Here is a 13,046-nt window from a genome sequence, read left to right as displayed (position 1 = left end):
AATGCTGCTAGTGCCTGGTACAGGAAAAGGCTCAATGAATAATCTGATTGTTTAGTCCCCGGTCTATGACATCTCCGTTGGTATGTACGGTGCAATTGTGAGCCTTCTCTCCTAATGTGACAGGCATTCCTGTTTCATTAACTAATGTGAGAGCAGATGCCTCTTCCTGGCTGTAAGGCGACATAGATTCCCCATGAAGCGGTGGAGTGTAGCCTACCAAAATAGGTAGGGCTTTCTTTTTCTGCTGGCCGTCTTGGGCTTTTAGCGTCACGTTATTGCTGTCTCCAAGTATTGTAACAAGGGAATGGACCAACCGATCGGATTCTATTGGATCAACCGTGAGCTCCACAGCCACATTGCTACCTTCTACAAACAACAAAGGCCCATAATTGGCATCTCCTGTACAGTTTATCATCTCCGTATGCTCTCCAATCCAATAGGCACGTTCGGTACCAATGGTGGTACAGTTTTCCAGGCGCGCACTGTTGAAGCGCAGCTCGAACCCTCCACGGGTATTTTTAGCCGTACAGTTTTTAAAGGCGATGTTTTCGCATACGCCATAGGTGCGAAACCCATCTTCACACAGTGATTTCATATAGCCAGGCGTAACGACATATTCTCCTTCTCGATTTTGGGTCCAGGTTTTGAAATTTACATCAAAGGCAGGCCCAGATGTTTCTGCCAATATATCATCCGTAGCGCGCACCTCTCCCTCAGCATAGCAGTCTTCGAAATAGACATTTTTAGGATGCTGCTGCACAAAGAAACAATGACCGAAGGAGCGGTTGTAGATCCGACACCCATAAAGCCGGGTATGACTTCCTGTGACTAAAAGTCCACTGTGCTTTCGATGCCTGATGGTTGATTCTTTTTGCTTGCCTTTGCCAAACAAGTCTCCATAGCCATAAGGGTATGACCCGGCAACATGCAAAGTGATGTTTCGGAGTACATTGTGTTCTCCAGCTACCTGTAGCACGGTACCACCTCGAGAAGTGCCCTCACCAATGCACCTGATGGTAAGCCCTAAAAAGGTGTTGTTGGATCCAGTAATCAGAAATTCATCCGAATGTATCGGCGGGTTTAGAGCGGTTCTAATCTCCGTATCCAACTCGATCTCCACACCCTCAAGATTGAACGTGTTGTTGCTTCCGCTAAAGGTGATGTATTGATAAGCTTTGCGATTGCGACGATCGCGGATGGAGTCCGCATTCAAATAATCAGTCAGGCGATAAACTCCAGGCTCCATGGTTATCTGATTTCCACTCTCAGCAGCATATTTTGTCAGTTCTTTTAGGGAGCTGATTTTTAGCTCCTGAGCAGAAGTAATATGGCAGAGCAGGTACAACCCTAACAGCAGCAGTCCATTATTTGGTCTCATATTTTGAATAGGTCTATTTGAAGGCTAAAACGGCTGACTCCCCAGAGGTTAACTTTAGGAGTTCTTTAAATTTTATCGTTTTCTTGTCCGCTATAGTAAAAGATTTCAAAGCCACCGTCCCATGATACACAGACAGCTCCACATCAGAACCAGACTGCTCACAAATCCCCCATGCACTTCCATTGGACCAAAACATCTTGCCATCAAAGGGAGCAAATGCCATGGACTTCTCCACGGCAGAGTACTGAAACCCTGAAAGGGCAATGACCGCCCCCCAACTTGCCATGGCCCTGGCATAGTTATGGCCACACTCTGCTTCATTGAATGGGTTGCGCTTGAGTCCGTCGTATCGGTCCCTGATGTTTTTGATCGTTAGCAGCCCCTCCTCGGTCTGTCCTTCGTATAGCATACCAACAGCCGCTGTATATTCAAACCCGGTCATCGCTTCGGTGAAGTAAGGAAAAGGGTGCTTGGGGCGTGTACCTGGATAGCTGGCCATCACCAGGGATTTTTCGTCACCCAGCACAAATGACCGCATGGCATTAAAGTCGGAATTACTGTCATCCCGATAGTTGTATTTCATGATGCTTTTCAGCGTGGTTTTAGTGTTTTGCTCATCGATGAGATAACCAAGCCCACAAATATGGGCGAGGTACTGGCCCACAAGCTGATCTACCAGGCATCCCTCTCCCAGCTGATAGTCGGGGTTGCCTAAATCTTTCGCTTCCAATCCTTTCAGCAATGAAGGAGCAATGTCATCTCTACTTTTGGGAGGCTGAATCAAATGGATGTAATATTCGCCGTTAAACAGGTTTTCATCAACCCAATGGCTGCCTTTTTCGAAGAGGCTTCGGCACGTTTTGGCAAACTTTACATCCCCCATGTACTGTGCCATTTCTTCGGTAGCCCGTAGCGCTCCCAGGTACCAAATACCCATCTGCGGATTGGGACCGAAATACTGCACATCCATGGTATTGTGCTGGCAGCCATCCATCACACCATCTTTGTCTGCATCCCAGCCACCGTCTATCCAGGCAAATTTCATGGCCTTTTTCACATTGGGCCAGAGCTTGTGCAACAAAGCATCATCACCGCTCAGCTGCCATTCCCGATACATACGCATGATGCTTCCCATTTGTCCATCTGCAGCTGTGCGATCAAAATAGGTAGCACGCTCCAGTGGCAGTCCTACCCGGAAGTTGAGCATGCCCAACTCATCTGTAGCATGTCCAAACTCCACCTCGCGCATGGTACGGGCGAGCTCTCCATACAAGAAGGGAGTAGCCTGTTCGTAATTCCATACGTGCGTGCAAGACCCATGGCAAACACCTTCTATATTGCTGGTCCCTTCCCAACCATAAAACTTTCCATCAGCCGTCCGAAAACAGGTCTGGGTCCGTAGCGTGCTGCTGTTGTACAGAGCCGCTTCCTTCACTACCTCCGGCAACGGACTACCGATGAATGCGTTGACAAACTGCAAGGATTTTGCTTCGAGCTCCTTTATTTGAGGAACAACCCGCTCTGCTACCTCCCATGCATCGGCATATTGGGTGGCATAGTAGTTGGTCAATACATTATCCAGCCCATCGTCATAGGGTGTCCAGGTCATTCGGTTGGGAAAATGCCACGTCAGATAAAAAGTCACTTCTCGAGTACTATTGGCCGGCACTTCCACTTCCACAGCCAATGAAGCCATAGGCCTGTCTTCAATGTTTGGTGGACGTTTTTGCAGTTTTCCATCCGCACTAAAGTCATCCCAAAAATCCAGCCTTGCATTTCCCCATTCGTCTTTACTCCAGGAGGTCCGGTAAGTAATTTTTTCATCTGCAGATGTAGTTAAGCCTATGGTCCCCCATGTAGTAGCTTTTGGGTCTACACCCTCCGAACTCATAAAAATGCCTTGTACGTCCTGTCCTTTTCTGAATTGATTCTTGTTTTTTTTCGCACCGTAGGGCGTCCAAAAACCTCTCCCCTTGATTTCCTGATCTGAGCCATCCATACCGATGAAGTTGGGGATGTTTCCAGAAACAGCTGCAAACACTTCTTCCTCAGAATTATTGGTAAGCTCATAGGTTAAGACAGCTATTGGCAAACCACTAGCATCTGCATCCCCGGGTATCATTGGATTAAATGCCTTTAGCTTTACTTTTAAGGGAATATCCTCATCAGCAAGCTGCACCTGACCAAACGGGTAAGCTGCTTGAAAGCTGCAGGAGTCAAAGCGTGGAAAGCCGTGGTTTGGCGTGGTGCTCCCAAACGGGCCTTCATAGTGTGACACATCCAAAGGTCCTTCCAATGCGCGTGTGGCACGTTGGCCATTGGCGGTTTCTGTGTATAAGACAAAAATGGGCCCTATATACCCCCGATGCTCACTGGTAGGTATGTAGCCAACTGCGGGCTTGTTCATAATGGCCCAATCGCGAAGGTCTCCTCTCCCACCCAGTGAAACAGTACCAGTCCCTATACCACCAATCGGCATAGCAATTCTGGCAATATGGTTCTGATCGTAGGTCGTCAAAACCGGCCAATCGGTTGGCTGTTCCTGATGTTTTTTGGCCGTACCAGTTTTACCTGAAACAGACTGAGCAAAACTGTATGAAATGACAAAAGCACTCCAAAGCACGGTAAACCAAATCCTTTTCATGAGTATAAAATTATCTCCAATCGTCGCGTGGGATGTTGAGATCATTTCAAATATTCATTACTCTGCATCAGATCGCTCTGAACGAACCACCTGCCCATTTTTCATTTCTTTCACCTCGACTTTCACCTCTCCATCAGAGCCCTCCAGACCACTGATCACCAGCTGCTGCTCACGTCCATCTTTCAACTTTACCAGCAGCTCATTTTCACTTTTAGCTACTACCCTTTCGATCATAGACTCAGTTTCATAAGGCTCCACTATGGACAGGTAGCGTGCTTCCGTTCCTTTGGTTCGTACCGCCATGGATTTGAGTCGGGAGCTTTCGTCTCCTAGCGGAAAATCTCCCCCGATCGTTGCTTCAAAACGCTGTGCGGCTATACCGCTAATGTCCACCGTAATCACAGCGGCTTCTTTCGTGTTTTCAGGCATCCCTGGTGTTGGGTTGGCCATGGGCTCACCACTGATTTTTACCGGCCCACCGTAGTAGTCTTTACCTGCATCTTCGGGCAACAACACATTTTGGTACTTCACGGGCAACGAAGACAAGTACACTTCAGATCCATCCTCTAATATCAGCTTGGCATCTCCCCAAAAAATCGTATTGTTTCGAATTTTACCTGCTGTTTTGGTGGTCAGCACCAGCTCATCCGCATCGGTTACATTTAGCGAAACTTTTTTACCTCCCAGTATCCAGGCTCCAGTGCTGTCGTTGAGAATTTCTTTGCCATCTACTCCCACGGTATACCAAAGCTGTTTGTTTACATAGAAGCTCTCTGTAGACGTCCCGATCATGATTTCTGACTTAGGCGGCCAGGCGTTGATCACGTCTATTTTCAATGGACCGTCAAGGCTGTGAGGCAAGCGCACACCTTCATTATCACAACCTTCACCCCAGCACATTTCAAATTGGGTTCTGGCCACACCTTCCACATCGTACCAGTTGCAGTCGGTGATAAACTGCGCACTGCCGATAGGGTCTGGATTCATTTGGTTGGTATGACGGGCGAAAGCCACTTTCTCTGCCTGTATTCCTTTAAATCCTTTGGCCTGAAACATCCAGTCAAACTCGTGCTCCTGCTCACCTTTAAGGTAATCTGCCAATACGATGTAATCATCTAGCACCACCATGAGTCTACGCTGTAGCACTGGCTCAGTAAACCCTGTCACTTCAGCATATTCCGGAGCATTTTCGGGTACGGGTATTGACCTGCCCTCTTCCCACATTTTTTCTGCAAAAGTCTGCTCCTGGTTGTAATGAATGCCTCCATACGGTGGGTGACTCCACTTTGAGTTAGTCTCTATGGCCGTGGCCTGCATCATATCTCCGGAGTGAAACAGCAGTCTGGAGTTGGGCACAGGTTGTTGCATTTTTTGGTCTACTACGACCATGTTTTTATTGACTGACACCTGCTTCCAAAACTTGTAGAGATAGCTACCATAGCCATACCAAAACATCAGGGTGCCATAGAAGCTGCGTCCGTATCGGCTCATGTGGACGAGATTCGTGCGATCAAAGTGGCCGTGATAGCCACCATGCGAGCCATAGTGCAGTGCTGCCTGGATCTGGTTGCTGATGGGGCGATCATCTGTTTGAGATCTGAGCTGTACCACCCCCATGTTGTCGGCATAGGCCGAAACGGTCATTTTTTTCGAATCCACTTCGGGCAGGTCAGGTACGCCATACAGTAAATCGCGTTCGCCACCGCGGTGGATGATAGCCGCATATTCCGGGTCTCCGTACAGGTAGTAAGCCAGCTCATAGGATTTGCCGGATAGTTTGCCCTCTACAGCATCATTCACAGCTAGCAGCACGCCACGAAAATCTGTGAAAGGTATGGCGGCATCCCACATGTCTTTGATACCTACGTGGTTGCGTTCTATTTTGCCCCACTTCTCAAACTCCATGCCCATAATGCCACTCTGCCGGCGGCTAGAGAGCAAGGAAAAATGCTTAGTCGTTCCGATGGGGAATGTCATGTCTTTGAAATTGATGCCCCAGGGCTTTAGCGCCAAAGCGATCTCAGAAAACTCTGTAGCCACCCAGGTATTATAACCTACCGAGCACTCATACCACCAGCCATCGCTCATGATGCCATGCTCCAGGTGTTTGTAAATGCCCGTTGGGTTTTCGAGTAGCTCGCTGATCAGGTACCAATCCTGAAGGTTAAGTGCGCAATACAACGCTGCAGTGATTTCAGCCACATTCCAGTTGCTGATGGCCCCTTTGGTATTGCCTTTGAGGGTTTGGGTGGCAAAAAGCCGAAAAGTCTCTTCGGTCAGGCGTTTGTCTTCGGCGGTGACCTGAGGACTGGTCCTGATCATGTCGTACATGCGCGCTACAGACTGCCAAAACTTGCCTTCTCCTACAAACGAATTACTTCCGCCAACCAATGTGGCTGGATATCCCGTTTGCGGGTCGATCAATCGGCGCAGCAGCTTCAAGCACTTGGTCACATATGCTTCATTGCCAGTAAGCTGGTAGGCTATGCCACAGTCAAGCGCTCCATATGCACTGGTTCTGAAAACAGCTATGCCAAGTGGTCTTCCATCTACATCGCTGAGATCTGCGCCTTTCGGTGCATCCCACTTTTCAGCTTTACGTACATATGCTTCCAGGCCTTCTTTCGCCCATTCATAGTTTTGGGCTTTTTCACGCACCTTTTGCCAGCCTTCGGCAGTAAACACAATGTTTGGAAATGGAACACTCACAGCAGTAGTAAACTCAATGGTGGCTACTGAAGCTCCAGAGCCATTGGCTATGGCTTTGACAACCTGCTTTTCACGGATGCCTTTTGGCAAATGATCGGCTACATCCACTGAGAGCGTAACGGGCTGCGCTGCCCCCGGTGCCAGGGTAAAGCTTGCTGGCTCCAGGCGGGCATTCATAGACTCCCACCCCATCGTTTCGATCCGAAGCTGAATGGCCTGCGGCTGACTGGTAGAGTTTCCTACTTCAATTTCATAGTTTACGGTAGATCCGGCATCAGCGGATTTGCCCTGGATACCTGCTTCCAGGTACACAGACTTGCCTTTGACTAGCTGTACATCACGAACCTGTACCGAAGGGTTTTCATCGGACTTTACAGAAAGCAACAGATGCTTCACCGCAAAAAGTGTGGCCCATTTTTGGCCTGCATCCACATCAAAAAGTTCCCAGGGAACAAATACCGTGTGCCAGCCCTGGCCCGTTACCTGTACTTTGGCCGTGTTCACAGGGTTGAGGTCTCCATAGTCGAGGGAGTCCACCTTGAAAACGGCCTCTACCTGCGCAGTGGAATGCTTTTTTAAGAAGATGTCAAATTCGATGCCTTTGTAGGGAGTCCAGTCGGCGGCATCTCCCAGAAAGGGTCTTTTAATGCCCGGAAAATAGACCCTGTTTTGGTTGCTATATGTGAACGAAATGGTATCTTCAGCAGTCACTACCGCTGCGTCATTTTTCACTTTATTGACGCCCTGCCAGTCGGAAAAATCAGCAGAACCTACCTGCTGCGTAGGCTGAGCAATCAGATGAATAGATGCCCATAAATGAACCAGGATAAATGCACTACAAGTTTTGATAAATCGCATGAATATTAAAGCTTAGGTAACATTAGGTAATAAGGAGGCAAGCCTCTCGTGCGGGGCAGCACATGCGATGGTAATAATAAGCAAGCGAAAAATGCGGGAGTGGTGGCGGATTCTACTGTGCACACATGTGCACATAATCTTGTAGCCTTCCCATTTTTAGGAAGGTGTAAAAAAGAAAAAGTGTCCCAAAAACTCAGGTCATCTAAATTTTCGAAACACTTTCCCAGTAAATTCTTGAGTTAAACCTATGCTATTCCAGCACCGTTTTCGGCTTCAGCATCGGGGCTCACAGCCTTGAGGGTACCGTCTGCATTTTCAGCAAAGAGCAGCATGCCTTGAGACTCAACACCCATGATCTTACGCGGTGCGAGATTGGCCATTACCACTACCTTTTTGCCGACCATTTCTTCAGGAGAAAAATGCTTGGCTACACCACTCACGATCGTGCGTTGATCCATTCCGGTATCTACGGTAAATTTTAGGAGCTTGTTAGACTTTGCCACCTTTTCGGCAGTTTTGATCTCCCCTACACGCAGATCCATTTTCATAAAATCATCAAAGGTCACTTCCTCTTTGGCAGGAGCTACCTGAGGGGCTGCTTCAGCAGCTTCATTTGCTTTTTTGGTATCCATTAGTTTTTGTACTTGAGCTTCTACAGTCTTGTCTTCTATTTTTTCAAACAATAAAACCGCCTTGTCTATCGCCTGACCAGCGTCTAGTAAGTTGAGGCTGCCAGCCTCTGCCCAGGCCACCTGGTTTTGCTTCAGCATACCCCGAAGCTTCTGTGAGGTAAACGGCAAAAACGGCTCAGACAATATTGCCAGGCTACCGGCTAGCTGCAAAGCGATGTGCATGATCGTTTCTACACGCTGCTGATCTGTTTTGATGAGTTTCCACGGCTCAGTATCTGCCAGGTATTTGTTACCCACACGTGCCAAATCTATTAGCTGGGTAGCTGCTTCACGAAACTTAAACTGCTCCAGGGCGCTTTCGATCTTGCCTGGAAACTCTTTCATAGCGGCAATTACCTCTTCGTCACGTGCAGTTAGCTCATGGCAGGCAGGTACTTTGCCCTCGAAATATTTGTGCGTCAGCACTACCGCCCGATTCACAAAGTTGCCAAAGATGGCCACCAGTTCATTATTGTTGCGGGCCTGAAAGTCTTTCCATGTAAAGTCATTGTCTTTGGTCTCTGGAGCATTGGCCGTGAGTACGTAGCGTAGCACATCCTGTTTTTCAGGAAACTCCTCCAGGTATTCGTGCAGCCACACGGCCCAGTTGCGGGAAGTAGAGATTTTGTTGCTTTCCAGATTTAAAAACTCATTGGCAGGCACATTGTCTGGCACTATGTAATCTCCATCTGCTTTGAGCAGCGAAGGGAAAATGATACAGTGAAACACGATGTTGTCTTTGCCAATAAAATGCACCAGGCGTGTTTCCTCGTCTTTCCAGTAGTCTTCCCAGTTTTTATTGTTGGCTGCTGCCCAGTCTTTAGTAGCGGATATGTATCCGATAGGCGCATCAAACCAAACGTAGAGCACCTTACCGTCGGCACCTTCTACAGGCACCGGTATACCCCAATCCAGATCACGGGTCATCGGTCGTGGACGCAGCCCATTGTCCAGCCAGCTCTTGCACTGCCCAGCTACGTTGGGTTTCCACTCTGGGTGCTCCTCTCCGATCCACTCACGCAGCCATCCTTCATACTGATCCAGCGGAAAATACCAATGCTTCGTCTCTTTCATCACAGGTGCTTCGCCGCTGAGCATGGATTTGGGGTTGATCAGCTCCGCAGGACTCAGCGTGGAGCCACAGCTTTCGCACTGATCTCCATACGCCTCTTCAAAACCACAAGTCGGACACGTACCCTTGATGTACCGATCTGCCAAAAACTGCTTTTCCTTAGCATCATAAAACTGCTCTGAAGACTGCTCTACAAACTTTCCATTGTCATAAAGCTTCTTAAAATAGTCGGAAGCGGTCTGGTGGTGTGTTTTACTACTGGTACGCGAGTAGATATCAAAGCTGATTCCGAATTGCTCAAAGGAGCCTTTGATCTGCTCATGGTACTTATCTACAATCTGCTGAGGCGTAACTCCCTCTTTGCGCGCTCGCAAAGTGATGGCTACACCGTGCTCATCGGAGCCACAGATAAAGGCCACGTCTTTGCCCCTGAGGCGCAAATAACGCACATAAATATCCGCAGGTACGTACACTCCAGCCAGGTGACCAATGTGCACGGGTCCGTTGGCATATGGCAATGCCGCTGTAATGGTATATCGCTTAAAATCTCTTTGTGACATAATTCTTTCCAATTGGGCAGCAAATATAGAAAGAATGAAAAGGCGGCCCCTCCTGAGAGCTGGGGGAATTTTCTAAACTTATCACTCGCAAAATGATTTATTTACCAATGCATGGAAAAGAATCACCGGCTGTAAGCTGGAGATGGCCATTAAAATAATAGCCTCAGCTATATTGCAGGGGATTCCGTTCCTTTGTTTAGCAATTACAACACTTTAAAAATCACATTTATGAGAAATACCGCTCTTGCTTTACTTATGTCTTTGGCTTTTACCATGGCCTATGCGCAGGGTGACAGCTATAAAGTAAACATAGACCTGACTGCCACGGCAGATGACAAAGTGCCTGTCACCGTCTACCCTCCTGCATCCACTGCACCCGCTGTAGAATATCACATGGCCAAGATCGTACCTGGAACTTATAGCATTTCCGATTTCGGACGGTTTGTGTCTGAATTTAAGGCCTTTGATGCTGGCGGAAACGAACTGGAAGTGGAGCAGCTATCAACCAACCGCTGGAAAATAACCAACAACGACCTTTCCAAAATCACCTATCGGGTGGATGACACCTGGGATCAGTTTGATGGATATGGAGACAATATCGTATTTGAGCCCGGCGGAACTAATATAGATGGCGAAGAGCAAGTGTATGTGATGAATACCTTTGGTTTTGTGGGCTACATCGATGGAGAAAAGTTCAAGCCCTACGAAGTAACTGTTTCGCATCCTGAAAACATCTATGGAGCTACTGCCCTCAAGAAAGAGGAAAAAAATGCGACCACAGACGTTTATTTTGCCGATGATTTTAATTTTCTGGCGGATGGCCCTATCATGTACAGTGAGCCAGACACAATCACCCGACAGATCGCCAATGCTGAAGTACTGGTAGCGGTATATTCGCCCAACAAGGCGCTTTCTGCGCAGGAGGTGATGGACAATGTATACGACCTCATGGAAGCTCAGGCCAGCTACCTGGGTGGCCAACTGCCTGTAGACCGCTATGCTTACCTGATCTACCTCAACGATCAACCAACGCTTTCTGGATCTATGGGTGCACTGGAGCACTCTTACTCTTCTGTGTATTCGCTACCTGAGGCTGGCGCCGACCGTATCGGCCAGACGGTAAGAGATGTAGCCGCTCATGAGTTTTTCCATATTGTGACCCCTCTCAACATCCACTCGAAGGAAATAGGTGAGTTTAACTACATAGAGCCTGAAATGTCCAAACACTTGTGGCTCTACGAAGGGGTGACTGAATACGCCTCTATGCACGTGCAGGTAAAATACAACCTGTATGGCCCTGAGAAGTTTCTGGAAGAAATCCAGGAAAAACTACGCATCGCGGACAAATTTCCGAATGTATCGTTTACTGAAATGAGTGAACAAATACTTGACCCGGAATACGAGCCGATGTATGTAAATGTGTACTACAAAGGTGCGCTGATCGCCATGTGCCTGGATCTACACATCATTAAGTACTCTGATGGTAAAAAAGACTTGCAGTGGCTCATGCAGGAGCTAGCCAAAAAGTACGGCAAAGAAGTTTCGTTTGATGACGATGAGCTTTTTGATGTGATCGAGGCACTGACCTACCCCGAGGTTCGCGAATTTTTGGATACATATGTGGCAGGCGACCAACCGCTCCCCATCGAAGAAGTGCTCAGCTGGGCAGGCATCGAGTACATAGCTGAGCGCAAAGTGAAGGAAATCTCCATGGGCAATATCAACCTCAACATCAATGCCGACCGTCAGATCATCATCGAAGGACTAGATAACGCCAACGAGTTTGCCGTGGCAATGGGCTACCAGGTAGGCGATGTGATTTTGGAGATCAATGGAGAAGATTTTTCGCTAGCTAATGCACAAGCCGTAATAGACGACTATAAGGCTAATACTAAGCCGGGCGATAAGATAAAAGTTACGGTGCTTCGTGAGAAAAAAGGAAAGCTCAAAAAGAAGAAGCTCAAAGCAAAAGCGATTGAAATCGAAAAATCGGAGAACCACTTCCTGGAGTTCGCTGAAGAGCCTTCAGAAAGCCAATACAAAATATTGCAAAGCTGGATTGTGGCCGGAAAATAACGGATCATCCGTAAAACTCCTAGTCGAATTAAGACTAGCAGACCTACGACTAGTCTTTTTGTAAGCGAAAACTATTCAAATAAAAACGCCCGCCTTCCTCACGAAGGCGGGCGTTTTTATATGCGGATACTTGCTTGCCGGGCTGGCGGATACTCCATGAAGACAAAAAACTCCTTCGAGCAAAAGATAGTAGTGCCGCAGGCATGCCAATGGCAAAAGCACATCTGTTTCATTGCGACGGTTAATCGGGATGTTCAGCAGTCACTTTGCAGATGGCTAGTTAAGGCCATGAGCAATATCCCCTGTTAGCTTTGCGTTCATTTTCGCCTTGCTTATTAAGTATTTACTGGTGAAAAATTTATAGACTGCCTTGTCATGTCGGCCATTCCATTCTAGGCAAATTTTGTCTTTGTTAGTTAGATTAATTGTTACCTCTACGTTCCCAAAATGGTAACCAAATCTTGATAGGAACCTTACGGATCTAGGTTTAAAGCCGAGCTTGATAAGTATCCAATAAGGAGTCAGCGGGATCGCCAAAACAGTGTCTGGATGTCTTATGATATTAATTGCTTCAATCTCAGAATATTCAATGGCCAGCGCGTCCAACTCTTTAATTCCCCTAAGTCTAAAGACGATGCCTTTAGTTAGCTGGTCAAGGTGAGGACGAACAGAGAAGTTCTTAAGTTCAAACCACTTGCTCAAGATGTTTGGATGACCTTCCATCGGCCTAAAGAATCCAAGTCCAAAAATCTTGAGTTTAAGTCGTTCTGACAGAGTTAGTTCCCTGCCATAGCGTTCTGCTATTTGCCTTGGCACTTCACCGTCTGATAGAATTACAAAACTTTCCAAGTTGAGATGAATTGTGAGTTCTGCAGCATGCAAGCCAACACCCAGAAATGGCGTTGTGGCCTCCGAGCTTTTTAATTTCCGATAAAAGTAGCTTATCTGCCGGTGCATACAAAGCCTGCAAGCAGGTATCAAACAGACACTGCGCCATGAAGATCAAAAAACTCCTTCGAGCTGAAGATAGTAGTACCGCAGGCATGCCATTGCAAAAGTACTACCCCTTCTCAGCGAC

6 protein-coding genes are annotated in these 13,046 nt (G+C 47.6%); 1 reads left to right on the top strand and 5 read right to left on the bottom strand.

Annotated features, from left to right (window positions below; translation table 11 throughout):
- Positions 1–31: 31 nt before the first annotated feature.
- The 4 genes from C7460_RS17855 to metG form a co-directional block, all read right to left on the bottom strand.
- The gene (locus C7460_RS17855) at positions 32–1,378 is read right to left on the bottom strand and encodes an SET domain-containing protein (RefSeq protein ID WP_115869501.1); all 1,347 of its coding nucleotides are present in this window, start codon (positions 1,376–1,378) and stop codon (positions 32–34) included.
- A 13-nt stretch (positions 1,379–1,391) separates the two neighbouring features.
- Positions 1,392–4,022: a GH116 family glycosyl-hydrolase gene (locus C7460_RS17850; protein ID WP_115869500.1), complete on the bottom strand. Its 2,631-nt coding sequence runs from the start codon at positions 4,020–4,022 to the stop codon at positions 1,392–1,394.
- A 57-nt stretch (positions 4,023–4,079) separates the two neighbouring features.
- Complete coding sequence (locus tag C7460_RS17845; RefSeq protein WP_115869499.1) at positions 4,080–7,589, bottom strand: COG1470 family protein; 3,510 nt, start codon at positions 7,587–7,589, stop codon at positions 4,080–4,082.
- A gap of 245 nt (positions 7,590–7,834) precedes the next feature.
- A complete protein-coding gene (gene metG / locus C7460_RS17840) occupies positions 7,835–9,892 on the bottom strand; it encodes a methionine--tRNA ligase (RefSeq protein ID WP_115869498.1) in 2,058 nt (685 codons plus the stop codon).
- 228 nt (positions 9,893–10,120) lie between these two features.
- On the opposite strand from metG, the gene C7460_RS17835 reads away from it, so the two are divergent.
- Complete coding sequence (locus C7460_RS17835; protein ID WP_115869497.1) at positions 10,121–11,968, top strand: M61 family metallopeptidase; 1,848 nt, start codon at positions 10,121–10,123, stop codon at positions 11,966–11,968.
- 276 nt (positions 11,969–12,244) lie between these two features.
- On the opposite strand, the gene C7460_RS17830 is transcribed toward C7460_RS17835, so the two are convergent.
- Positions 12,245–12,817 (bottom strand): hypothetical protein, encoded by a 573-nt coding sequence (locus C7460_RS17830; RefSeq protein WP_147303011.1) that lies wholly within the window; start codon positions 12,815–12,817, stop codon positions 12,245–12,247.
- Between the last annotated feature and the right edge of the window lie 229 nt (positions 12,818–13,046).

Source organism: Marinoscillum furvescens DSM 4134, assembly GCF_003386095.1.
Taxonomy (GTDB): domain Bacteria; phylum Bacteroidota; class Bacteroidia; order Cytophagales; family Cyclobacteriaceae; genus Marinoscillum; species Marinoscillum furvescens.
The sequence above is the reverse complement of the archived record's forward strand: the minus strand, read 5'-3'. Positions and strand labels throughout refer to the sequence as shown.

Coding starts and splice junctions, on each gene's coding strand:
- C7460_RS17835 (WP_115869497.1), top strand. CDS start 10,121: ATGAGAAATACCGCTCTTGCTTTACTTATGTCTTTGGCTTTTACCATG.
- C7460_RS17850 (WP_115869500.1), bottom strand. CDS start 4,022: ATGAAAAGGATTTGGTTTACCGTGCTTTGGAGTGCTTTTGTCATTTCA.
- C7460_RS17845 (WP_115869499.1), bottom strand. CDS start 7,589: ATGCGATTTATCAAAACTTGTAGTGCATTTATCCTGGTTCATTTATGG.
- metG (WP_115869498.1), bottom strand. CDS start 9,892: ATGTCACAAAGAGATTTTAAGCGATATACCATTACAGCGGCATTGCCA.
- C7460_RS17855 (WP_115869501.1), bottom strand. CDS start 1,378: ATGAGACCAAATAATGGACTGCTGCTGTTAGGGTTGTACCTGCTCTGC.